Source organism: Clostridium sp. LIBA-8553 (assembly GCF_057782465.1).
Map to the genome: position 1 here is coordinate 1,499,472 of NZ_CM173489.1, position 23,652 is coordinate 1,523,123.

General features: G+C 27.1%; 22 protein-coding genes. 11 read left to right on the forward strand and 11 right to left on the reverse strand.

Translation table 11 applies throughout. The features are described 5' to 3' along the window. The first annotated feature begins 316 nt into the window (after nt 1-316). The 4 genes from AC2JAQ_RS06630 (at nt 317) to AC2JAQ_RS06645 (ending at nt 4,239) form a co-directional block, all read left to right on the forward strand. Nucleotides 317-1,480, forward strand: a complete 1,164-nt coding sequence (locus AC2JAQ_RS06630; RefSeq protein ID WP_488458504.1) for a dicarboxylate/amino acid:cation symporter — start codon at nt 317-319, stop codon at nt 1,478-1,480. A gap of 112 nt (nt 1,481-1,592) precedes the next feature. After that, entirely contained in the window at nt 1,593-2,843 is a 1,251-nt protein-coding gene (locus tag AC2JAQ_RS06635; RefSeq protein ID WP_488458505.1) for a Gfo/Idh/MocA family protein, read from the forward strand. Nucleotides 2,844-3,101: 258 nt separating this feature from the next. Next, on the forward strand, nt 3,102-4,097 hold the full coding sequence (locus AC2JAQ_RS06640) for a hypothetical protein (protein ID WP_488458506.1): 996 nt from the start codon (nt 3,102-3,104) through the stop codon (nt 4,095-4,097). 16 nt (nt 4,098-4,113) lie between these two features. Then, complete coding sequence (locus AC2JAQ_RS06645) at nt 4,114-4,239, forward strand: hypothetical protein (protein ID WP_488458507.1); 126 nt, start codon at nt 4,114-4,116, stop codon at nt 4,237-4,239. A 74-nt stretch (nt 4,240-4,313) separates the two neighbouring features. Here AC2JAQ_RS06645 and AC2JAQ_RS06650 read toward each other — a convergent pair whose 3' ends face one another. Continuing rightward, a complete protein-coding gene (locus AC2JAQ_RS06650) occupies nt 4,314-4,823 on the reverse strand; it encodes a flavin reductase (RefSeq protein WP_488458508.1) in 510 nt (169 codons plus the stop codon). Nucleotides 4,824-5,034: 211 nt separating this feature from the next. Between AC2JAQ_RS06650 and AC2JAQ_RS06655 the strand changes: the two genes are divergently transcribed. Continuing rightward, entirely contained in the window at nt 5,035-6,942 is a 1,908-nt protein-coding gene (locus AC2JAQ_RS06655; protein WP_488458509.1) for an FUSC family protein, read from the forward strand. A 24-nt stretch (nt 6,943-6,966) separates the two neighbouring features. Here AC2JAQ_RS06655 and AC2JAQ_RS06660 read toward each other — a convergent pair whose 3' ends face one another. Together AC2JAQ_RS06660 and AC2JAQ_RS06665 are read right to left on the reverse strand one after the other, a co-directional pair. Beyond that, nucleotides 6,967-8,421: a cation:proton antiporter gene (locus AC2JAQ_RS06660; protein WP_488458510.1), complete on the reverse strand. Its 1,455-nt coding sequence runs from the start codon at nt 8,419-8,421 to the stop codon at nt 6,967-6,969. Nucleotides 8,422-8,454: 33 nt separating this feature from the next. Beyond that, nucleotides 8,455-9,078 carry a methyltransferase gene (locus AC2JAQ_RS06665; protein ID WP_488458511.1) on the reverse strand — a complete coding sequence of 208 codons (624 nt, stop codon included), beginning with the start codon at nt 9,076-9,078 and terminating at the stop codon, nt 8,455-8,457. A 239-nt stretch (nt 9,079-9,317) separates the two neighbouring features. Here AC2JAQ_RS06665 and AC2JAQ_RS06670 point away from each other — a divergent pair, with 239 nt between their 5' ends. Then, complete coding sequence (locus AC2JAQ_RS06670) at nt 9,318-10,106, forward strand: histidinol-phosphatase (RefSeq protein WP_488458512.1); 789 nt, start codon at nt 9,318-9,320, stop codon at nt 10,104-10,106. 50 nt (nt 10,107-10,156) lie between these two features. Here the strand turns inward: AC2JAQ_RS06670 and AC2JAQ_RS06675 are convergent, their stop codons facing one another. The 3 genes from AC2JAQ_RS06675 to AC2JAQ_RS06685 form a co-directional block, all read right to left on the reverse strand. Further along, nucleotides 10,157-10,300 (reverse strand): hypothetical protein, encoded by a 144-nt coding sequence (locus AC2JAQ_RS06675; RefSeq protein ID WP_322503476.1) that lies wholly within the window; start codon nt 10,298-10,300, stop codon nt 10,157-10,159. A gap of 12 nt (nt 10,301-10,312) precedes the next feature. Then, nucleotides 10,313-10,483 (reverse strand): hypothetical protein, encoded by a 171-nt coding sequence (locus AC2JAQ_RS06680; RefSeq protein ID WP_322503475.1) that lies wholly within the window; start codon nt 10,481-10,483, stop codon nt 10,313-10,315. Between the two features lie 195 nt (nt 10,484-10,678). Continuing rightward, complete coding sequence (locus tag AC2JAQ_RS06685; RefSeq protein ID WP_488458513.1) at nt 10,679-11,698, reverse strand: lactonase family protein; 1,020 nt, start codon at nt 11,696-11,698, stop codon at nt 10,679-10,681. A 210-nt stretch (nt 11,699-11,908) separates the two neighbouring features. Here AC2JAQ_RS06685 and AC2JAQ_RS06690 point away from each other — a divergent pair, with 210 nt between their 5' ends. Together AC2JAQ_RS06690 and AC2JAQ_RS06695 are read left to right on the forward strand one after the other, a co-directional pair. Continuing rightward, on the forward strand, nt 11,909-13,861 hold the full coding sequence (locus AC2JAQ_RS06690; protein WP_488458514.1) for a GTP-binding protein: 1,953 nt from the start codon (nt 11,909-11,911) through the stop codon (nt 13,859-13,861). 262 nt (nt 13,862-14,123) lie between these two features. Beyond that, a complete protein-coding gene (locus AC2JAQ_RS06695) occupies nt 14,124-14,477 on the forward strand; it encodes a hypothetical protein (protein WP_488458515.1) in 354 nt (117 codons plus the stop codon). Between the two features lie 47 nt (nt 14,478-14,524). On the opposite strand, the gene AC2JAQ_RS06700 is transcribed toward AC2JAQ_RS06695, so the two are convergent. The 3 genes from AC2JAQ_RS06700 to AC2JAQ_RS06710 all read right to left on the reverse strand — a co-directional run bounded on the left by AC2JAQ_RS06700 (nt 14,525) and on the right by AC2JAQ_RS06710 (nt 18,333). Next, on the reverse strand, nt 14,525-16,522 hold the full coding sequence (locus AC2JAQ_RS06700) for a KUP/HAK/KT family potassium transporter (protein ID WP_488458516.1): 1,998 nt from the start codon (nt 16,520-16,522) through the stop codon (nt 14,525-14,527). Between the two features lie 326 nt (nt 16,523-16,848). Next, nucleotides 16,849-17,361, reverse strand: a complete 513-nt coding sequence (locus AC2JAQ_RS06705) for a ferritin (protein ID WP_488458517.1) — start codon at nt 17,359-17,361, stop codon at nt 16,849-16,851. Nucleotides 17,362-17,514: 153 nt separating this feature from the next. Next, complete coding sequence (locus AC2JAQ_RS06710) at nt 17,515-18,333, reverse strand: AraC family transcriptional regulator (protein WP_488458518.1); 819 nt, start codon at nt 18,331-18,333, stop codon at nt 17,515-17,517. A gap of 166 nt (nt 18,334-18,499) precedes the next feature. Between AC2JAQ_RS06710 and AC2JAQ_RS06715 the strand changes: the two genes are divergently transcribed. Together AC2JAQ_RS06715 and AC2JAQ_RS06720 are read left to right on the forward strand one after the other, a co-directional pair. Next, nucleotides 18,500-20,332, forward strand: coding sequence for a beta-N-acetylhexosaminidase (locus AC2JAQ_RS06715; protein ID WP_488458519.1), 1,833 nt, complete (start codon nt 18,500-18,502; stop codon nt 20,330-20,332). A gap of 122 nt (nt 20,333-20,454) precedes the next feature. Continuing rightward, entirely contained in the window at nt 20,455-20,922 is a 468-nt protein-coding gene (locus tag AC2JAQ_RS06720; protein ID WP_488458520.1) for a hypothetical protein, read from the forward strand. Between the two features lie 77 nt (nt 20,923-20,999). Here AC2JAQ_RS06720 and AC2JAQ_RS06725 read toward each other — a convergent pair whose 3' ends face one another. Then, complete coding sequence (locus tag AC2JAQ_RS06725; RefSeq protein ID WP_488458521.1) at nt 21,000-21,782, reverse strand: Tim44 domain-containing protein; 783 nt, start codon at nt 21,780-21,782, stop codon at nt 21,000-21,002. Between the two features lie 81 nt (nt 21,783-21,863). Between AC2JAQ_RS06725 and AC2JAQ_RS06730 the strand changes: the two genes are divergently transcribed. Continuing rightward, nucleotides 21,864-22,034, forward strand: a complete 171-nt coding sequence (locus AC2JAQ_RS06730; RefSeq protein ID WP_488458784.1) for a pantoate--beta-alanine ligase — start codon at nt 21,864-21,866, stop codon at nt 22,032-22,034. A gap of 166 nt (nt 22,035-22,200) precedes the next feature. Here AC2JAQ_RS06730 and AC2JAQ_RS06735 read toward each other — a convergent pair whose 3' ends face one another. Then, on the reverse strand, nt 22,201-23,619 hold the full coding sequence (locus AC2JAQ_RS06735) for a spore germination protein (RefSeq protein WP_488458522.1): 1,419 nt from the start codon (nt 23,617-23,619) through the stop codon (nt 22,201-22,203). Nucleotides 23,620-23,652: the final 33 nt, after the last annotated feature.

Genomic DNA, 23,652 nt, shown 5'->3' on the forward strand with positions numbered 1-23,652 from the left:
CTTCTAGGCTGGAAAAGACTTTAAAGAATTTTTCATGAGTGCCTCTATGAGCTCATTTCCAGAAATAATTTTAAATTAAAGTAGGGGAATGCGGGAATGCCCGTTATAGCAGAATGGTATGTTTGTACCAAAAAAAGATTTTGTAATTAAATTTATTTTAAATATTAATTGTTAGATGGATTTGATTACATAAAATCAGAGTGTAACCGCGGAATTTATACTTCTGCCTCTGTATAGAGGTGGAAGTTTTTTTATTTTATTATGCTTTATAAATAATTTTTTACATATAAAAATATAAAATAAAGGGGGTTAAATTGTGAAGAAATTATTTAATAATCTTATTTTTAAACTTATTTTAGGTGTCATATTAGGAATAATAATAGGTACATATTCTTCAGAGGGATTAATGTCAGCAATTGTGACTATTAAATATGTATTAGGACAAATTATATTTTTCTCTGTTCCTCTTATTATTTTAGGATTTATAGCACCATCTATTGCCAAGCTTAAAGAGAATGCAAGTAAATTGTTAGGATATGCTGTTTTAATAGCTTATTTATCTTCAGTTTTTGCTGCTACTCTTTCAATGATTGCTGGATATGCTTTAATTCCTAAATTATCTATAGTATCAAATATATCATCATTAAAGGAATTGCCAGAACTTATATTTAAATTAGATATACCACCAGTAATGAGTGTAATGAGTGCTTTAGCCTTAGCTTTACTTTTAGGACTAGCTGTTGGTTGGACAAAGGCTGATTTAGTAGAAAAGCTTTTAGATCAATTTCAAGATATAGTACTTAGTATAGTAAATAAAATAATAATACCTATACTACCATTTTTTATAGCTACTAATTTTGCAGCTTTAGCTTATGAAGGTGGATTAAGTACTCAGCTTCCTGTATTCTTTAAGGTTATATTAATTGTATTATTTGGTCATTTTATATGGTTAACAGTTTTATATTTAATAGGTGGATTAATATCAAAAGAAAATCCATGGGAAGTTGTAAAATATTATGGACCAGCATATCTTACTGCTGTAGGAACAATGTCAAGTGCTGCCACATTACCAGTAGCTTTAGAAGCAGCTAAAAAATCAAAGGCATTAAGAGAGGATATCGTGGATTTTGCAATACCACTATGTTCAAATATCCACTTATGTGGTTCAGTTCTTACAGAAGTATTCTTTGTAATGACGGTATCACAAATTTTATATGGTAAAATTCCTAGTTTACCAACTATGATATTATTTATATTATTATTAGGTGTGTTTGCTATAGGAGCGCCGGGAGTTCCTGGTGGAACTGTAATGGCATCTTTAGGGTTAATAATTAGTGTACTAGCTTTTGACGAAGCTGGAACAGCACTTATGCTAACAATATTTGCTCTTCAAGATAGTTTTGGAACAGCATGTAATGTTACTGGAGATGGAGCCATAGCACTTATGTTAACAGGTATAGCTAAAAAAAGAAATTTATAATAGTTAAAAGGTATGTTATTAAGACATACCTTTTTTATTTTAATAAAAGGAATATATATACAATTGTAGAACTAATAAAGAATGCAATATTAATTTAAAGGTAGGGATTATAATGAAAAAAGTGAGTATAGCTGTTATTGGAGCAGGGGCACGGGGAAGATTTGCTTATTCTTCATATGCCTTAAAAAATAAAGAAGATGTTGAAATTGTTGCAATTGCAGAGCCTAATGAAGAGAGAAGGAATTTATTTGTTAAGGAGCATGGTATAAAGAATGAGCTTATTTTTAATAGTTGGGAGGACATGTTAAAGGGAGAGAAATTAGCAGATGGTATTATAATAGCAAACAATGATGAAGGACATTTTGAGCCAACAAAAATAGCACTGGAAAAGGGATATAATGTTTTATTAGAAAAACCAATGTCAAATTCCTTAGGTGAAGTTATAAAGCTAGGGGAACTAGCAAAAAAATATAATGATAGAGTATTTATGGTATGTCATGTTTTAAGATACACTCCTTTCTTTGAGGCTTTAAAAAATATAGTGGATAGTGGAAGGCTTGGAAGACTTATTAATATTCAACATAATGAAAATATAGGTTACTGGCATTTTGCTCATAGTTTTACAAGAGGAAATTGGAGAAATTCTAATGAAACATCACCATTAATTTTGGCTAAAAGTTGTCATGATATGGATATATTATTATGGTTGACTGGGGCTAAGTGCAAAAAAATAGCTTCTTTTGGTCATCTGACTTATTTTAAGGAAGAGAATTTTAAAAAGAATATGGGAAATAGATGTTTAGAGTGTAAATGTGAAGAAGAATGTCCTTATTCTGCAAAAAAGTTATATTTAGGAGAAAAACCTGTGTTTACTTCAGTTGTACATCCTAATCCGACTTCAGAAAACTTAGAAAAGGCTTTAAGAGAAGGTCCATACGGAAGATGTGTTTATAAATGTGATAATAATGTTGTAGATCATATGGTCACAATACTTGATTTTGATAATGAAGTAACTGCAACATTTAATTTGTCAGCTTTTACAAAGGATATCCATAGAACTATAAAATTAATGTTTACAGAAGGTGAAGTTGGTGGAAATGATATGAAAAATATTATTGAAATTAAAAAGTTTGGAAGTGATGAAATAGAAATTATAATACCAAAAGAAGTTGAAGGAGGACATCTTGGAGGAGATATCGGAATTATGAAGGATTTCATAAAATCTATAAGAGAAGGAGTTAGCGAAACAAGAACATCAGCCTTAAGAAGTATAGAAAGTCATATTATGGCTTTTGCAGCTGAAGAATCTAGATTAAATAGTAGCATAATTAATATAAATGAATTTTGGGAGTCAAAAAGATGATTAAAGAGTTAAAAAAAAGTCAGCTAAGAATTAAGCTGACTTTTTTTTATAAAATACATATAATTTTTGGTAAAAATCACAAAAATGTAGAATTTTGCTAATATGAATAGTATAAGGGAGTATAAATAAATTTAGATTTTCATTACTGTGAATGTGGGATAGTGCATTGAAATTTAAGCTGAAAACAAAAATATTTACATTATTTTAAAGTTACGAAAGGAGGTAATTATCAAGTTTTAAGAAGCTTGATAAAAACTTATGCGGAGCAGAGTTAATAAGGTAAGTAATCATATAGTTGCTGCTTTAGGAATAAAAAATTTAGATGAAAATTTGGAAAATATTTTAGTTAATATAATAAATTGTAATCCAAAATATATAGTTTTAGGGTGTAGAGAACTTCCATTTACAGATAAGATCTGGGAAGTATTAAATAATGTTAATTGTCCTAAAATAATTATAAGTCCATTTAATTATATGTTTAGAAATCAAAGGGAAGTTATCAATGAAATTAAATTTATAGAAAATTTTTCAAAAAATAATATAGGAACAATATTAAATTCAATAAATGAAGCTAACTTTATATTAACAGATAAATTTTGTTATATATCTTCAGGAAGTTTAAACAGTAATGGTATAACGAATAATGTTGAGCTTTATGAAGCTATGAATTTAAATGATTCTAATTATAAGTTATGGAGAGATGAAATACTTGACTTTATAAATCAAGAAATAGAAACTTATAGAAGTACTTGTCATAAAGAAAAGATTGAATACATTTTAGAAGAGTTAAAGAAGAGATTAGTTATTAATATTTCAAGTAATCCAGGTGAATTAAATAAAGATTACATCTATATTCTTTTAGATATATTAGAAAATATAGAGAGATTTACAATGATTGGAACAGATATTTATCAGTATTTAAATAAGGACTTTGTAGAACTTATAAAGCTAAATAAAAAGTTTTTAACAAAAAGTAATTCCATAAAAGGTGAATTATTTAAAATGTTATTAAATATTGAGGAAAATAAAGAAGAAGCTAATATAAAAATTTTCAACTGTTTAAGAAATGAGTTCTTAATCCTTATAGAAGAATTAGAGCAATTAAAAAATTTGAGAGAAGTTAAATATCATAATTCAGATAAGTCATGGAGAAATGAGGAAGGAATAATAACATTTTTATCAGAAAATACTACAGTTAATAACTCTTTAATTAAAGAGTTTTATGAAAATGTTCTTTTAGAACGGCATATATAAAGGAGTAGTGATAAAAATGAGTAATAAGAATCATTTAAATAAGGCTGCCTTAGGAAATTATACAAAAGGTGCAGTAAAGGAGTTTGAAAAAAATATAGTCAATAAAAAGGATTATCTAGAAGAGGTCAAAAAAAATAAATAGAATTTTATAAGGATTAAATAAACAATAGGAATATAAAAAGCAGTAGATGTAAATTAATCTACTGCTTTAATTTTTTATTTTCTTACAAGTACATTTTTAATCTCTGCGATATAAAGCATGTGGTAATCTTTTTCAGGATACCATCTTTCATCTATTCCATCTTCTAAGAAGCATTTAGGATCTATGTATTGTCCATATAATTTTTTACATACAAGAACAACTTTTCCTTCTTCAAAATAAGGAGTATTTTCACATGTATTTAATGTAAGATTTGAATTTGAAATTTTATCTTCATCTCTTCCAGAAACTTTTCCTAAATAACCTAATGTTTTTTTATATTCATCATCAAAAAATGTTAAAGAGAAAGTATCAGAATTATCTATAAACTCTTTTGTATAACGTTGAGGTCTTACAACAATGTAAGCAACATCTTTACCCCACATAACACCAAGACCACCCCAAGAAGCTGTCATTGTGTTAACTTTATCATCTTTTTTTGCTGTTATAAGCATCCAGTCTTTTCCTATTAATTTAAATGGATTTTCATTTAATTCTTCAGTTTTAATTTCAGTGAACTTATCCATGACATTATCCTCCAATTAATATAAATATCTTATAAAATTATATCAAATATAATAATTAAAAAAAACTTTTAAATTATTATAATAAATATATAATATTAAAAAGATTTTCATACAAAGTAAAATATAATTATATGGGATATAACTCTTGCATTAGAGATGTTAGAGATTTAATATAAAAATAGTATGTGTTCTTCATAAGAGGTGATAAAACATGTGGAAGAAACAGATTAAGTATCTAAAGATATTTTTGATGGTCTTATCTTTTATCTTATTATTTGTTTTATTTTTTGGAAAAGAGAATCTTTTTATTGCGCTAACAGCTGTTATTACGGTTACCACAATGTTTGGAGATGACTATACAATAAATCCAGTACATAATACATTATATTTTATTGGAGTAGAACTTTTTGTTGGACTTGGAGCATACTTTGCAGGGCTTAACCCTTTTTTAGGTGCTATAGTAACATTAATTGTATCATTTTTTGTATACTTTATGTTTACTTATGATACAAAACCAACTAAAGCTTTGGGATTTATACAATTATATTTATTCTTGTTATATCAACCAGTTTCGACTAATGAGTTACCAAAAAGAATCCTTGCCTTAATATTTGGTGGTATAGTTATAATGATACTTTATTATATTTTAACTAGATATAATTTTAATAATGTATTTAAAAAATCTATAGATAATTGTATTAGTCTATTAATTAAAAATTTAAATGAATTATCCAATACTGGTAGAATAGAAAAGGATAATATAGAAAAGGTTGCTTTGCTAACCAAGGAACTTGAAATAAAAGTTCATGAAAGAATAGAGCTTGATAAAAATAATAGATATTCTTTATATGTAAAGGAGTTAGTTGTAATTTTCTTGAAAAGAATAGAAACCCTTTCTTCAGAGACTATAGAAAGAGAAGTTAATAAGGATATTATTAAAAAAAGTATTGACTTGCTTAAAGATATTCAGATGTTTATAGAAGAGGGAAATAAAGAAAATTTAAGCTATAAATTAAAGGAGTATTACAATTACTTAGATTCTTTTAGATTAAGAGATGATTTGGATAGATATAGTTACTATACAGTTAAGTTAAGTGTAAAAGAATTTTTACAAGGACTTGATGTAAAAGAAGAAGAAATCAAGAGATATGCGACTTATGGTGTGAATTTTTTTAAAACTTCAAAGGAGGAACTTAAAAGTTTTAGAAGAAGCTTAAAAATAACATCATTAAGGCTGAATTTAGCTATTAAAGCTGCTATAACTCTTTCTTTTTCTGTGTTTATAGTAAACTACTTCAACATATTTCAAGGAAAATGGGCATTGTATACAATTTCTTTATTGCTAATACCGTATGCAGAACAAAGCAATAAAAAGGCAAAGGCAAGAATAGTAGGGACTATAATAGGTGCCATTCTATTTAACATAATTTTTTATTTCGTCCAATCAAATATAATATTAATATTAGTATTTATAGTTATATGTATATATTTGAGTATGTTTATTGTGCCTTATAAAATAAGGTGTATTTTTATAACATTAAATGCATTGCTTATGGCCGGATTAATGGATCCATCTCATACTCCATATTATTTATTAAGTGAATATAGAGTATTTTTTATTTTAGCCGCATCAATAATAGTTGCAATAGTTATGAATTATGTTTTTCCTTATAAAATGAAAGATGAAACTAATAAAGCTGTAAAGACATATGTTTATTTAAATGAAAAAATATTATATGGCTTAATAGAAAATAATTTAGATAAAGAAAAGCTAGTATATTCTTTTCATGAAAGTTATAGTATATGGAAAAAGATAAATTATAACAATAAAGAGATAAAATCAGATAATATAAAAGAATTATTAATATTACAAAATGATTTTATATCATATATAAACTTTTTAATAAAAAGTCCAATTATAAAAAATAATAAAGATTTATTTGAAAAAAGTTTTAATGATTTCAAAAATTATATGAAGAAAAAGGATTTTGAGAATTTAGTAATAGAAGATTTAGATAAATCAAAAACAGAAGATGAAAGATTAATACTTTTATTAATTTATAAGCTTTTTAATGTTATAGAAAAGATGAAAAAGTTAAGTGAATTAATATGTAAATAAAAAAGAGAGGTTAACCTCTCTTTTTTATTCTTCTGGTAAGGTTAAGTCACAAGTTGATAACATATTTAATGTTTCATTTACATCATGCTTAACTCCAGCAAGTATTACTAAATCATGCTCTTCTAAAGTAGTGTTAGCATTTGGCATAAACTCATGGTCATCTCTTACTATAGAGAATATTCTACAGCCTGTAGGAAGTTTACACTCTTTTAGAGCTTTACCAATATACCAATGGCTAGTAACAATTACTTCACGTATTATTATTTTTTCATCTTCTTCTACAGTATCAGAGGTTTCTTCATTAATGACTATGAATTTTTCGAATAGTATTGGGAATAAGATACAAGTTATTACTGTTGTAACAACGAAGGCTGAATAATCAGCTGTATTTATGTATCCTAAGTTTAAGGCCATTTGGGCGCCAACTATAACTAAACTAAGTTGGGCAGTTAATAGCATAGAAGCTGCCAATGAATTTTTTATTCCATATTTTCTTTTCAGTAAAAGTGAAGGTATAAATTTTACTAAGAAGAAAATAAGTATAAATAAAGGTATCTTAGCAATAGATTGTGGATTTTCGAAAACAGCTTTTAAATCAACATTAACTCCTACCATTATAAAAAATATAGGAATTAAGAATCCATATCCAACTACATCTAATTGGTGAGAAATTTCCTCTTTAGCTTTTCCAACTATTAGTGAAAATACCATACCAGCTAAAAACGAACCTAAAATTATTTCAGAATCAACCTTTTCAGCTACAGCAACAAGAACTAAAACAAGAACGAAAGCACCTCTTACACTAAGATGAAGGTTTTTAAATGCTATTGCTGAGAAATCATGAACTTTAAAAATTATTTTTGCTATGAAGTAAACTATTATAGCTACGGCAAAAATTATTAAGAAAGTAAAGCTTTTTAAAGTAACACCATTTACTGCAACTGAAGCAACAAAGGTAACACCTATTAAACTTACTAATTGAGTTATTATTCCAAAAACAAGTAAAGTTTGTCCATAGCTACTATTTATAATGTGCTTTGCTTTTAAAATAGGAACAAGTAGACCAGGGGCTGCAGCAGTGAATAATAAGGCGAAGAATAAATAGCCTTGAGAAATTCCTGCAAACTTTAATGTGAAGGATAATAGTATAGAGGTTGTTATTGATACAATAAACATTTTTATACTAGTAAATAGTTTTGAATCCTTTAAAAGTTCTCCTTCTTTAGGTTTAAGCTCATCAAAATCTATGGCAAGACCACTTAAGAACATTAAGTAAGCTAAGCCAAGATTTGATAAAAATAATATCCAAATATCAGGTTTAATTATATTTAAAAAGCTTTTACCTAATAGTATACCTATAAAAATCTCCCCAACTTGATAGGGGATTTTTACTCTTTTTAGTTTTGAAACTAAAAAAGGAGTAAAAAAAGCTACTACAGATAAGATCAATAATGAATCATAATTTATAGTTTCATTCATAAATAAATCCTCTCTTTTCTTTAGTTTTCTATATTAATTTATTAAATTTAAATAGCTAAGTTCATATATAAGGATTTTTTCTCTTGAATCATGTTCATACTTTCTAGGTATTTTTATTTCCTTCTTCAGAGAAAAAGGAGTGTAATTTTCTAAATAGTAGGCATAATCATCAGAAGGGTAATAAAGTATAATATTTACTTGCCTCTCATGATTAGATACAGAATCAAGAATGTTTCCAATAACCTTTATAAATATTTGTTCAGAAAAAGGATTGAAAAAATAAAATTTATTATCCTTTGAGTCTATCTCATATTGTTCTGCAAAGCAATTAATAAAGTTTATTTTATCTATGTTATTTTTATTTTGTGATAAATAAGATTTTTTATTGCTTAAACATTCATTATAAAAAAAGTTATTCATTTCTATTCCAGTGACCTTAGTATTAAAAAAGTAATGTATATAAAAATTCAATCTTCCTTTTCCACATCCAAAATCAATTAAGGAATCATCTTCGGAAAATTCATATTGTGAGCAAAGAGCATCTAATACTTCATAGGATGTTGGTTCATACCTGTTATAATGAAGAGATTCATTAAATGTTTTTTGTTCACCAGAAGTTTTTATGTTTAGTAATTTTTCAAAGTATTGTTCTTTCATATTATCCTCTTTCGTAAAATTTTAGTATTTAAATTTACAACTATCAGTATAGTATTTTGTATTAAATAGGGCAAGTTAAAATTTGAGAGAAGGAATTCTATGTTAATTGTAAATACTTTATGCAAATTAAACTAAAGAAGAGATAATAGATTTATAGAATAGAAATTTAGTGTTGGTCAATTTTTTATAATTAGATACAATAATAAATGAAAAAAGCTGAATACATAGGAGGAATTTTAATGAAAAGCAATTATCATACACATACATATAGATGTAATCATGCTACTGGAACTATTGAAGATTATGTTAAAGAGGCTATAAAAGCTAATATAGATGAGATTGGAATTTCTGATCATTTACCACATCCAGGTAAGAATATAGATAATTATCATAGAATGGCTTATGAAGACTTAGAAGATTATTTTGGAAAAATAGAAGAGGCAATAAAGAAATATGGAGATAAAATATCAATAAAGAGATCAATGGAATGTGAATATTTTCCTGATTTTACATGGCTTTATGAAGAATTAAAGAACAAATATAAGGCTGATTATTTAGCTTTAGGAGTACACTTTTTTCCTTATAAAGGAGAGTGGGTTTATGTTGGTACAATAGAGTTAACGCCTGAAAGCTTATTGGTTTATGCTGATTTTGTAGTAGAGGCTATTAAAAGTGGATATTTTGATTATCTTGCTCATCCAGATCTTTTTGGAATGACATATAGAAATTGGGATGAACATGCAGAAGAGGCATCAAAAAGGATTTTAAAAGCTGCTGAAGAGATGAATATGTCTATAGAGATAAATGTAAATGGTATGAGAAAAGAGAAGCTTTCTTATAATAATGGGGAAAGATATCAGTATCCAATAAAAGAGTTCTGGGAGTTATCTAAAGAATATAATGTAAAAAGAATAATTGGAATAGATGCTCATAATCCTGAAGAAATGTATGACTTAGATATGGGGGCTAACTTTGCAAAGGAACATAATTTAAGTGTTATAGATAAATTAGAATTTAATGAAGATTAAAAATAGGGACTGTATCGAAATGATACAGTCCCTATTATCTCATATAAGTATTACTTATATGTTGTTCTAGGAGATGGTTCATTAGATCCATATGGAGTCTTTTCATTGGCTTTATTTTTAATTTTGTCATTGTAATTATGAGAAGTTGGGAAAGTTGAATCTATTCTTTGTTTTTTATTATAATTTTTATTCATAAGGGTAGCCTCCTATTTATTGTGAGAAAGTTTTGATCTCTTTGTAAATTTTTTACCATTTGAATGTGCACCTTTTTTTTGCCCATTTTCAATACCTATTTCAGATCCTGCTTCTGAGTACATTTTTCTTTTTTCAGCATTTGACTTAGGTCTATCTTTTAGTCTATTTTTATTATTATCCAAATTTTAGTACCTCCTTTAACATTTTAGAATTTATTAATAGCTTATCCATTTGCATATTTCATATAACAGGCAAAAAGATTAATTAAATATATTTTTTGGTAAGATATAAAAGGTATTGGAAATAGCTTTATGGTAAAAGAGAAGAATAAAAAATAAGTGTATTAAGCTTTAATTTATCTTAATACACTTATTTTTCTATTTAAATTTTATACATGTAGGAGAAGGAACAAATATATCTTTATTTAAAAGTTTAAGTGTTCCATCTGAATTTTTTGAATAAATTGTCAAGTTATCTGATTTTTCATTTGCAACAATCAAAAATTTGTTACATGGACTTATTTCAAAATCTCTAGGAAAATCTCCATAAGAACTATAGTGATTTATAAGAGATAAAGTTCCGTTTTCTTCATTGATTCTAAAGGCAGATATTCCGTTAAAACCTCTATTAGATACATATAAAAATTTACTACATGGACTTATTTTAATAGCAGACCCAAAATTCATACCTCCAAATCCATTAGGAAGTACATGAGTATATTGAATTAGTTTAAAGCCATTTTCTCCTAAATATTTTAATATTATAACTTCAGAGCTGTTTTCACATATAACATATGCAAATTCTCCATTTTTTGAAAATTCTATATGCCTTGGACCACATCCTTTGGTACAGTGAAAGCTTAAGTCTTCTATATAAGTTAGTGTATTGTCTAAATTAATTTCAAAAAGTTCTATTCTATCCATTCCTAGATTTGTAGCACATATAAATTTCTCATCAGGAGTTAAGGTTGCAAAGTGCATTTTCGAATCATCTTTATGAGTAAATACGTTTAAAGAAGTATCTATATCGAATGATTCATTTAAAGAATATGTATTAATTGATTTTTCATGATAATTACTTGAAACAATTATAGGTTTATTAGAAAGTATGTTTATATGACAAGGTCTTTTTCCTTGAAGTAAACTAGCTCCTGTTAATTTTAATGAATGATCTTCTTCTATGTTAAAAGAAGCAACTCCACCTAAGGTATCTAAAGAAAATGGATTCCCAACTGCATAGAGTTTATTTTTATTTATGCATAAGTAAGCAGGATTACCGAATCTAGCAACTAATGATAAATCTTCAACATTTCCTTTTTCAGTATCTAGAGATAATCTATATATACCTTCACTAGCCCCATTAGTGTAAGTACCTATATATGCAATAGATTTGTTCATTTTTAAAGCCCCCTCTGACTTAATTATATTGTTAAGTTCATATTTTATATTGTATGATATAAGATATATGTTAACAAAATTTATAAATAATATTAAATATTATTTGTTATACCATATAAAAGGGAAATAGTAAAGATTTCGAGGACTATAAAAGTAGAAAAAATATAAAAAATTTAATGATTAATTTTTTTTATAGATGGAGGGAAGTAAATGAAGAAGACTATTGGTATATTAGCTCATGTTGATGGAGGAAAAACAACTTTTTCAGAGCAGCTTTTATATCACACTAAGAGTATAAAAAATAGGGGAAGAGTCGATCATAAAAACTCTTATTTAGATAATAATGAAATAGAAAAAGAAAGAGGAATAACAATATATTCTGAAGTTGGAAAATTTTCCATAGAGAATAATGAGTATTACCTTATAGATACTCCAGGACATATAGATTTTTCTCCTGAGATGGAGAGAACAATTAGTGTTTTAGATTATGCTATATTAATTATAAGTGCTGTTGAAGGAGTCCAAGGGCATAGTGAAACTATATGGGAATTATTAGAGAAGTATGAGGTGCCTACCTTTATTTTTATAAATAAGGTAGATAGAGAAGGTGCTGATGTAAATAATGTTATAAAAGAAATGAAGAACAAGCTAAGTGAGAATATAATTTATTTTGATGAAGAGTTTAATGAGGAATTAAAAGAGGAGACTATAGAGGAAATAGTTGAAAGGGATGAGGAATTATTAAATTCATATTTAGAAGGAATTTTAGATAAAAAACTAATTTTAAATAAGTTAGCAGAGATGATAAAAACTTTAAAGGTATTTCCATGTTTAAGCGGATCTGCCTTATTAGATCAAGGAGTAGAAAATTTTATAAAATGGTTTGACAATCTATCCTTTAGTAATTATAGTGATGAATCAACTTCTTTCAAGGGAAGAGTGTTTAAAATTAGATATGATGAAAAAGGAAATAGGCTAACCTTTATAAAAGCTATGGAAGGATGCTTAAAGACAAAGGAAGAATTAGTTTATTTCAAAGAGGGAGAAGAGATTAGAGATAAGATAAACGAAATTAGAGTTTATAATGGAAATAGGTATGAATTTGTAAATAGAGTAGATGCAGGAGATATATTTGCTGTACTTGGAGTAAAAGATTTAGAGGCAGGAAATGGAATTGGTATAGAAGATGTGGTTTCATATGATATGGTTCCTACATTAAAATCTAAAGTATTATATAGAGAAGGATTAAATCCAAAGGAAGTGCTTTCTTGGTTTAAAATTTTAGAAAGTGAAGATAATAGCTTGAAGGTAACTTGGGATGAGAGATTAAAAGAGATACAGATAAACATTATGGGAAAAGTCCAGTTAGAAGTTCTTAAGGAAGTTGTTAAAAATAGGTTTAATGAAGAAATTAAATTTGGAATTCCAGAAATATTATATAAAGAAACCTTAAAGGAAGAAGTAATAGGATATGGCCATTTTGAGCCTTTAGGACATTATAGTGAAGTACACTTAAAACTTGAGCCTGGAAAGAGAAATTCAGGAATTGTATTTGAAAATAAGTGTCATACTGATGATCTTACTGTGGGAAATCAAAATCTAATTAGAACTCATATATTTGAATGTGAACATAAAGGTATATTGACAGGATCACCTATTACTGATATTAAAATAACATTGTTAACAGGAAGAGCTCACAATAAACATACTAGCGGTGGTGATTTTAGAGAAGCTACAAAGAGAGCTTTAAGACAAGGATTAGAAAGCGGAGAAAACAAACTTTTAGAACCTTATTATAAATTTAAAATAGATGTAGACATAAACTTAATAGGAAAAGTAATGACCGATATACAAAAAATGAGTGGTGAGTTTAATGAGCCAATTATAAATGGAGAGAGGGCAACTATAACGGGAAGAGGTCCAGTTTCTACATTTATAAATTATGGTATGGACTTTCAATCTTTTACTAAGGGTAAAGGAGGACTTGCCCTTAAATTTGAAGGATATGATTTATGTCACAATGAAAATGAAGTTATTGAAAAGATTGGTTATGATAAAAATGCAGATATTGATTATACTTCAACATCTATATTTTGTTTAAAAGGACAATCTTATTTAGTAAAAGGAGAAGAGGCAAAAGAGCATATGCATTGTTTAAGTTAAGTGAAATTCCAAATTTTCAATTTGGCACCTTGAATTCATAAGAAAATACAGAAAAGCTTATTAACTTTATTATTCTTAAGTGTAAGATGTAATACTAACTACTCATTAAGACCATCTTATAGTTATATCTAAAAATTAATATTAGTTCAAAACATAGCTTAAGTAAAAAATATATTAATTAGACAAAAACATAGGGCTTGGTTATAATTTATAGAGAAACTTTAACTAGTTAAGATAAATTAATGTTCTATGAGGTGGAAAAATGGAAATAGTAAATATTTATGATGAATATAGAGAAGTAAATAAAAATTATGTGGATTTTATAGAAGAGTTAGTAAGTAAAAATTTTGAAGGATTCAGTGAAGATTTTGTAATGAGTAATCTTGAAAATTTTCAAAACTCTATTGGAGATTTAAAAATAAAAGCTGATGAATTAGAAATTAGTGATGAAAATGTAGATAATTTAAAAGATTTAAAATATTTAATTGTTGATACATTATTTCTTACTTTCGATTTAAATAACTTTTATAAGATTAAAGAATTTGAGAGATTTAAAATGAGATTTGCAAATTACGTAAATAAGAGAAGAAGAGATGAGATGTTAAAAACTTTTTAAAACAGAACATAAAATAAGGCATAGACTTAAAAAGTCTATGCCTTATTTTATTTAGAAACACGAGTTAATACAGTGTGTTCAGTGCATCCAAGTATTAATGGAACATTTTCAATTTCAATTTCACTAGACTCAAGTCCAAACCATTTTGCTGGAGAAACTGTGAATTTTTTTATAAAAAGTTTAGCTCTAATTATCATTGAGTTCCATGATTTTAGTTTACTTTCTGATGATAAACATTCATTTATAAGAGTAAAGCGGAAATCACCTACTTTTCTATTAGGAAGAGTAGTATATTTTTTGTTTTGAACTTTAATATCACCGTTATCTATTAGTTCACATACTATTTGACGTAAGAATACATTTAGCTTTTGATTAACTCTAAAACCAAGTTTAAGTTGAACTTTAACCATATAATCAGTGCCAAATGTGTTTACTGTATATTCTGCAGTATAAGGTTCATCAGTTACAACTACATTTACGAACCAATATACATCAGCTCTTTTAGGTCTTTTATCTAATATAGAATACATTATTTTTCTTTCAATTCGCTTAGATTTTTCTGAGCTTGTTAAATAAACAAGGTTTGTAGCATATTTAGGTCTATCTACATCATTTTTTAATTCCTTTAATTGATCTTTATAGTTTTCAATAGGAATATAATCTAATAAACTCATTTTAATATAATGACCCTTTATCCAAATGTACATTATGCTTAAAATACATAAAGCTATTAAAACTGATACAAATCCTCCTTTTTCAAATTTAACTGCACTTGAAATTAAGAATGAAGACTCTAAAGTACCAAAGAAAATTAATACAACCAATGCAATTGGGAATGGAGTTTTTCTTTTTAATAAATAGTTAAATAAAAGTATTGATGTCATAAGCATTGTTACAGTTATTGATAGTCCGTAAGCTGCTTCCATATTATCTGAACTTCTAAAGTATAAAACTATAGCTATACAAGCAATCCATAGTATTCTGTTTATGGACGGCATATAAATTTGTCCCTTAGAGTTAGAAGGGTAAAGACATTGTAGTCTTGGAAATAAATTTAATTTAATAGCTTCTGAAACTAGGGTATAAGAGCCTGAAATTAAAGCTTGTGATGCTATAATAGCAGCTAATGTTGAAATTATTACTCCAAATATTAAAAGCCAATGAGGCATCATTTGGAAAAAAGGATTTAGGCTTTCAATTTTATATAGCTCAGTGTTATTTTTTTGAGATAATATCCAAGCTGCCTGACCAAAATAATTAAGTAATAAGCAAATTTTAACAAATGGCCAAGTAAAGTAGATATTTTTTCTACCAACATGTCCAAGATCAGAGTATAAAGCTTCGGCTCCAGTAGTTGATAAGAATACCCCGCCAAGTATGAAAAATCCTAAATGATTATTAGGACTAAATAAAATCTTTATAGCGTAATATGGTGATAGCGCTTTTAAAAGATATAAATTCCCTGACATATTTACAATACCTAATATAGCTAAAAAGGAAAACCAAATCAGCATAACTGGTCCAAAGATTTTACCTACTACTTCTGTACCAAAATGTTGAATAAAGAATAAAACACTTATAATTATTAATACTATAATTATAATTATATCTTGGTTACTTCCAAAAATACTGTTGAAACTAGGTAAAACTTTTAATCCTTCAATAGAAGAGGTAACAGTTACTGCAGGAGTCAACATTCCATCTGCTAATAATGCAGAACCTCCTATCATAGCTGGGATAATAAGCCACTTAGCACGACGACGAACTAAGGTATAAAGAGAAAATATACCACCTTCTCCTTTATTATCAGCTTTTAGAGTTATAAGGACATACTTTATTGTTGTTAATAAAGTCATGGTCCAAAAAATAAGTGATAATACTCCAAGGATAAAATCAGGAGTAACACTTGCTAATCCACCATTACCATTTATTATTGATTTCATAACATAAAGAGGAGAAGTTCCAATATCACCATAAACAACTCCTAAGGCTATTAAAAAGCTTCCTAATGTAATTTTTTCAATAGAACTCTTATTAGTATTCATATTTATTCTTCCTTTAATCTGATAAGTTTAATTCATTTAATTGTCAAAATGTTAATAAATTATTAATGTGTACACAAAAAATTAAATATAATAAAAATTATACTAGCACCATTAGGAATAGCTGTAAAGGAATTAGTGAAAAAGAAATGAAATATATTTTATTAAAACTTTTACATAGAAAGTTTATTAAAAAAAACATAGGATTTTTATAAAAAACGCAATGAATTTATAAAGGTAGGGAAATATATGGAAAAGTATAAAAATAGAGAGAAAGAATAGTGTTTTAATATTCCTTCTCTCTATTTTTTATTAATGATTATTAAATTCTATCTTGTAGTTGTTGGAGTAGTAAATACTCTTGCAGCTAATTCATCATCCATCATGTATAAAGCTGCAGGGTTGCCTTCAGATCTTCTAACTTTCTTTAATAATGAGTGGAAGTTATTTTCTTCTTCAACTTGTTCATCTATAAACCATTTAAGTAAACTCATAGTTGCATGTTCTTTTTCTTCAAAAGCAACATCTGCAAGTTCATAGATTCTACGAGTTACTAATTGTTCATGTTCATAACCTTTTTCAAAAGCTTCAATTACATTTGAAAAATTAAACTTAGGTTTATCTATTTGTTCTAATTCTACAACTCCATTTTTTTGGAATATATAATCATAAAATTTCATTGCATGGAATAATTCTTCCTGAGCTTGAACTCTGAAAAAATTAGCAAAACCACTTAAATCAATTGACTCTGCATAAGCAGCCATAGCTAAATAAGTGTATGATGAATAGAATTCAAAGTTAACTTGTTCATTAAGTTTTTTTAATAGATTTTCACTTAACATATATGTACACCTTCTTCTTTTTTATTGTTACTATAAAAATATTTTAGTATTAAAAAGAAAATTAATCAAACTAATTTGTAAAGGTTATTAATTAAAATTAAAGCTCTATTAATAATAGATGGCTATTTCTTTTAATTACTTTACCATACTTAATTATGTAATCTTTTCCTGTGATGGAAGTAATCCCATGTGTTTTTTATAAATTTTTGAAAAGTAAGATAAGTTATTAAATCCACTTCTATAAGCACTTTCAGATATAGTATATCCATTGTAAAGAATTAAATTTCTAGCATTAAGGCATCTAATGTGATTTATATAATCTAATAAAGTTTTCCCTGTGACTTCTTTAAATGTACGACAAGTATAATACTTACTAAAGGAAACATGATTGCATATATCATCAATTGAAATTGAATTCATATAATTTTCTTTTAAATAACTTATTATCTCTTTTACCATGATTATTTTATTATTATCTTTTACTTTTATACATTGATTTTTATAGTCAATATGGTTTCTGTGTAGATGAATTAAAATTTGGAGTATATTTGATTTTATGAAATCCTTGAAGAATTCTTTTTTTTCAACTAATTCAGAGTTTATTTCTTCTATTTTTGTGCTTAAAAATGAATCTTTAATCAAACTTTTGAAGCTAAAATCATCAAAGTATTTCTTGTTATAGCTAAACATGGCTTTATCTATAATAAGACAATAATATTTACATGAATCAGAATATGTTTCTATTGAGTGTAGTTCATTTGAATTTATTATTACAATGTCTTTAGAAGTCGCATTAAACATTTTATTATTACAGCTTATTTTTGCTGTTCCTTTTAAAAAATAAAGAAGTTCTATGCTTTCATGATAATGCATAATAAAATTTGGCCTGCTTTTATTTAAAATATCACAATGAAATATTACAGGGAAGTCAGGATCTTTATGTACATGGTTTTCATATATATAATTATTCATAGTCTCTCCTTTCAAAAAGCAATATTGTATCAAAGAATAGCAAAATGATTACTTAAATAAAGAAAATAATTTTATATAATTATAGTAAACATTTATATTGTTTAATATTATTATGAGTAATTTTGGAATTAAAGTAAAGTTTTAGTTTGTATTAGGGGGAAGATTGATGCATTTAATACCAAGACCAAAAAGTATAGTTGAAAAAGATGGGAATTTCCTTATTGAAAGAGATACAGAAATTATATTAAGTAGTGAATTATCTTTTGATGAGCTTAATTTAGCTATTATGATTCAAAAAGAAATAGAAAAAAACTTAGGGTTTAAGCTTAATATAAATAAATTATTTATGCAAAAGGATTATGATAATGCAATAATTCTTAAAAAAGCCAAATTTTCAAATGAAGAAGCATATAAATTAGGAATTAATGAAAATCATGTAGTAATAGAGGGAAGAGATGCTGGAATATTTTATGGAGGACAAACTTTTAGACAAATTATAAGAGAATTTGGAGCATGTTTACCTAGTATTTCAATAGAAGATACTCCTTATTTTAAATACCGTGGATTTTATCATGATGTTACAAGAGGAAAAGTGCCAACTCTAGAAACATTAAAAGACTTAGTTGATAAAGCGGCCTTCTATAAAATAAACCAACTTCAATTATATATAGAGCATACTTTTGCATTCAAAGGAATGAGTGAGGTATGGATGGATAAAGATCCATTAACGGCTGAAGAAATATTGGTTTTAGATAAATATTGTAGAGAAAGACATGTGGAGCTTGTACCATCATTATCTACTTTCGGCCATTTATATGAAGCTTTAAGAAGCAAATCTTTTAGAGAACTTTGTGAATTAGAAATAGGAGATGAAGAGTATTCTTTTGTTGACAGAATGGCTCATCATACATTAGACGTAACTAATAGTAAAAGTTTAGAATTTGTTGAGTCAATGCTATTAGAATTTATTCCTTTATTCAGTTCTGATAAATTTAATATTTGTTGTGATGAAACCTTTGATTTAGGAAAGGGAAAAAGCAAAGAATATGCAGATAAATTAGGAGTAGGAAAAATATATACAGAGTTTTTAAATAAGGTTTATGAGATTGTAAAAAGATTTAATAAAAATGTTATGTTTTGGGGAGATATAATAGTTGGATATCCAGAGCTTTTAAGTGACATACCAGAAGATTTAACTTGTTTAACTTGGAATTACCATCCTCAAGCTAATGATATAGCTACTAAAATAATAGCAGAACATAATAAGGAACAGTATGTTTGTCCAGGGGTAGGTGGATGGAATATGATGATGAATCTTATTGAAGGTTCTTTTAGTAATATAAGTAGAATGGTTGCTCATGGAAGAAAGTATGGAGCTATAGGTGTTTTAAACACAAATTGGGGTGACTATGGAAACGTTAATTTACTTGCTAATTCAATACCATCTATGATTTATGGAGGAGCTATCTCTTGGAACCCAGATGAGGGCGATTTTGATGAGATGTTCAAATCAATATCTTTTATGGAATTTGGAGATAAATCTATGACAGTAGTCTCTTTAATGGATAAGCTTTCTAAAAACCAAGTTGCTGGATGGGGAGAGCTTGTTAGATGGAAAGAAAAATTTAATGAAAGAGAAGAGATTAGAGAAGAAATAAAAAATATAGATTCTTTAAAAGTTTTTGCAGGATATAAAGTTGCTTCAGAAGTTAAAAAAGATTTTATTAAACTTCTTAGAGAGGTTGAAGATAAAGAAGTTATGCAAAGCTTTATTATATCTTCAAAAGGTTGGGAGCTTATAGATAAATTTTTACTAGTATTACTTGAAAAAGAGTTTGATAAGGAATGCTTATTAGTTATAGATAAGGAGAATTTAGCAAAAGAGTTAGAACTTTGGTTTTATGATTATACATCAATTTGGAGAAAATATAATAAAGAAAGTGAGCTAAATAGAATAAGAGAAGTTATAGTGTATATGTCTTCATACTTAAGAGGATAATCTGAAATTTTTAGTGCTAAACAAATATAATTTTAAGGAGTATAATATATTATTATAAAGTAATATTTACTTTGTTGATAACTTTGTTTTTATATTAAGAAAGATGAAAGAAGGTAATAATTATGAATTATTGGCAAATATCAGCAGAGATAGGTAACACAAATTTAATAGATATATTCTTTGATTTAGGTGTAGCAATTGTTGGCCCTGGAGATAAAGGAGATTATTTTGACAATAAAGAAGAGTATGAATCTCTTGGTAAAGAGGGCATATTGATTCAAAGATTTGCAGAAGAGGTTAAAGTTGGAGATGTACTTATATTAAAACAGATAAATTCAGGAGATGGAAGTTTTACTATTGTGGCAGCTGGTAAAGTAACAAGTCCTTATAGATTTGAGCCTATATTCAATAAGGTTGGATTAGATGAGTTACCAATGCAACATTGCAGAAGAGTAAAATGGTATATTCCTACAGATGGATTAGTAATAGATAAAGAAGGATTTAGTATTGGTTTACAAAAACTTAAAGATGACAGTCCTTTAAAAATAAAGGCTCAAGAGTTTATAGCTGAATTAAAAGAGGAAGATTAAATTTAATATATAAATGCATCAGTTAAATAACTGATGCATTTATATAAGCAAAAATAAATCTAGTTTTTTTCAATAATCTATTTTTTTAGGCTATCAAAGTAATCTAATGAGTCTATATCACTTACTTGAAGTATTTTATCAGCTAACCATTTATCATCTTTTCTTACAAATTTCCAGAATTCCTCAAAAGAGTTAGTGGCTAAAGGATCACCGTCAATTACTTCAAGGTTTTCTTCATTAATAGTATAGTCAACCATTTTTGCATTTAGTAATACCCAAATAAAATCATCATGATTTTCACTATCTTCAACAGCTAATACAGGGGTTACTTTATTTAGCTTTATTCTATCTAATATATTTTTTTCTTTTTTTAAAATCATCCAATTCATTTTTACAGTATGAGTTTTATAAAAGTCATCTGTCATTAAATGCCTTACAGGAGAATAATCTCTATTCATCCAAGCCTCTTGAATTAGAGGAAATGAATCTTCGATTTGGGTTTCTATTTCGTAGAAATTCCAAGAGGGATTTTCTATTTCAAAGTCTTTTATGGTGGAAAGAGTCTCTCTTTTCCTAGAATAAATCTTGTATTTATATACTGAACCATTCTTAAAGAAAATGAAGTGTATTCCTAGAAATATAGTTATTCCTAGAAAACTAATTCCATTTTCATAATGAGAGTTATGACTTCTCCCAGAGGAACCGCCTGAAGAAGAACTACTTCTTCCGCCACCTCCGCCTCCGCCACCACCCCCGCCACCTCCGCCTCCGCCACCACCAGCACGACAAAGAACGGTGGTAGCTGGGATTAAAAAGATTAAGAGTAATAATATACTTAAAGTTTTTCTTATATTTTTCATTTAAAATCCTCCAAACTTTTTATAAGTTAATAATTTCTACAATATTTAACAAAATCCTTCTTTTTTACTAAATGTTAAAATATTTTTCTTGTAAGTATATTGGTTAATTCTACTCAGTTTAGATATAATGAGGAGTTAGATAGATATCTAAGAGATTTAGAAAGTGGTAAGAAAAATTGTGAATTTGCAGGAGGCAGTGCTATATTCAACCCTAAAATAAAATATATGATGAAGGATTTTGTACTTTTTTAGAAACTGAAATTTTAAGTAAAGAGTTATGTAGGAAAAATAGAACAATGCATATTAGGAAGTATAGTAGTATTGAAGTTATTTAATAATTAAAGGCTCTATTAAAGTATAAAATCTTGTAATGATAATTAAGATTTAATATTACTTTAATAAAGCCATTTTATTTCTATTAATCTTTTTGCTTAGGTATTAATCTTACCCTAAATATAAGTGCTTTAAGTGCTTTCCAATCAAATGGAATAAGTGGGTATAAATAAGAATCTCCAGTTAGAGTTTTATTGGTTGCAATTAAGACTAAACCAAGTATTAATCCTGCAATAAATCCAATTACATTAAATAAGCTTGTTAATATAAGCAGGAAGGTTCTTAAAAATTTAAATGCATAGCTAAGTTCCAAACTAGGTTGAGAAAAACTACCTAGTGTAACTATAGCCATGTATAATATCGTTTGAGGTAAGAACCAACCAGTATCTACTGCAAACTGGCCTAAAATTAATCCACCTATAACAGATAAGGACATACCTAGAGCATTAGGGGTATTTAATGATGCTAGTTTTAATCCATCTACAGCAACCTCAAGAAGTAAAAACTGAATTATTAATGGTACTTTATATCCTTCATCAGGGAGTAAAAATATTAAGTAATCTGGTAATCTACCCGCATTTTGAACCAAGAGTAAATAAAGTGGTGTAATAAAAATTGTAGATATTAATATAAAATTTCTTAAAAAACGAACAAAGTTACCTGTTATTACTGGAAGATAGTAATCATCTACATCCTGTATGAAATCAAATATGGTAGTTGGCAAAATTATAACAGAAGGAGAGTTGTCTATTATAACAACTATTTTACCTTCGGTTATATGAGCTGCAGCGATATCAGGTCTCTCTGTGTACCTAACTTTTGGGAACGGATTATACCAAGATGCATTTGCAATGGATTCTACAAGGCTTTGCTCACTCATAGTCAATGCTTGGATATCTAAGTTAGCAAATTTTTTTCTTATCATATCAAGAGTTTTTTTATCAACAACCTCATCTAAAAAAGAGATTACCACATCCGTTTTTGAAACATTTCCTATTGAGACCATCTCAAAAGTTAATCTTGGATCTCTAATCCGTCTTCTTATTAAAGCTGTATTAAAGACAATTGTTTCTACAAAACCATCCCTAGACCCCCTTAGAACCTTTTCTGTTTCAGGCTCTTGTACTCCTCTAACTGGATAAGTTCTAAGGTCAATCATAATTGCACTAGAGAAATCTTCTAATATTAAAGCTGTCTGTCCACTGAGTACTTGAGAAACTATATTTTTTATAGAAGTTTCTTCTGCAACCTCTACATAAGGGATTTGTCTTTTAATAAAATCTTTAGGTGATTTTATTAAACTCATTTGGGTTCTGCTTAATTCGAAGAAATCACTCATTATTAGTTCCATTATGTCATCTTTTACAAAGCCATCAATATAATACATAGTTGCTTTTTTATCACCTATAATTATGGAGCGTTCAATTATATCAAAACTTTTTCCAACTCTTAAGGCTTTCGACAAAGTATTTATATTTTTATCAAAGTTTGATGTTAATTCCAAAAAAATTCCTCCTTAGTTTAACAATATAAATTT

Excerpts from the sequence above, each read along its gene's own strand:
- AC2JAQ_RS06635 (WP_488458505.1), top strand. The coding sequence starts at position 1,593 with ATGAAAAAAGTGAGTATAGCTGTTATTGGAGCAGGGGCACGGGGAAGA.
- AC2JAQ_RS06640 (WP_488458506.1), top strand. The coding sequence starts at position 3,102 with ATGCGGAGCAGAGTTAATAAGGTAAGTAATCATATAGTTGCTGCTTTA.
- AC2JAQ_RS06645 (WP_488458507.1), top strand. The coding sequence starts at position 4,114 with ATGAGTAATAAGAATCATTTAAATAAGGCTGCCTTAGGAAATTATACA.
- AC2JAQ_RS06650 (WP_488458508.1), bottom strand. The coding sequence starts at position 4,823 with ATGGATAAGTTCACTGAAATTAAAACTGAAGAATTAAATGAAAATCCA.
- AC2JAQ_RS06655 (WP_488458509.1), top strand. The coding sequence starts at position 5,035 with ATGTGGAAGAAACAGATTAAGTATCTAAAGATATTTTTGATGGTCTTA.
- AC2JAQ_RS06660 (WP_488458510.1), bottom strand. The coding sequence starts at position 8,421 with ATGAATGAAACTATAAATTATGATTCATTATTGATCTTATCTGTAGTA.
- AC2JAQ_RS06665 (WP_488458511.1), bottom strand. The coding sequence starts at position 9,078 with ATGAAAGAACAATACTTTGAAAAATTACTAAACATAAAAACTTCTGGT.
- AC2JAQ_RS06670 (WP_488458512.1), top strand. The coding sequence starts at position 9,318 with ATGAAAAGCAATTATCATACACATACATATAGATGTAATCATGCTACT.
- AC2JAQ_RS06675 (WP_322503476.1), bottom strand. The coding sequence starts at position 10,300 with ATGAATAAAAATTATAATAAAAAACAAAGAATAGATTCAACTTTCCCA.
- AC2JAQ_RS06685 (WP_488458513.1), bottom strand. The coding sequence starts at position 11,698 with ATGAACAAATCTATTGCATATATAGGTACTTACACTAATGGGGCTAGT.
- AC2JAQ_RS06690 (WP_488458514.1), top strand. The coding sequence starts at position 11,909 with ATGAAGAAGACTATTGGTATATTAGCTCATGTTGATGGAGGAAAAACA.
- AC2JAQ_RS06695 (WP_488458515.1), top strand. The coding sequence starts at position 14,124 with ATGGAAATAGTAAATATTTATGATGAATATAGAGAAGTAAATAAAAAT.
- AC2JAQ_RS06700 (WP_488458516.1), bottom strand. The coding sequence starts at position 16,522 with ATGAATACTAATAAGAGTTCTATTGAAAAAATTACATTAGGAAGCTTT.
- AC2JAQ_RS06705 (WP_488458517.1), bottom strand. The coding sequence starts at position 17,361 with ATGTTAAGTGAAAATCTATTAAAAAAACTTAATGAACAAGTTAACTTT.
- AC2JAQ_RS06710 (WP_488458518.1), bottom strand. The coding sequence starts at position 18,333 with ATGAATAATTATATATATGAAAACCATGTACATAAAGATCCTGACTTC.
- AC2JAQ_RS06715 (WP_488458519.1), top strand. The coding sequence starts at position 18,500 with ATGCATTTAATACCAAGACCAAAAAGTATAGTTGAAAAAGATGGGAAT.
- AC2JAQ_RS06720 (WP_488458520.1), top strand. The coding sequence starts at position 20,455 with ATGAATTATTGGCAAATATCAGCAGAGATAGGTAACACAAATTTAATA.
- AC2JAQ_RS06725 (WP_488458521.1), bottom strand. The coding sequence starts at position 21,782 with ATGAAAAATATAAGAAAAACTTTAAGTATATTATTACTCTTAATCTTT.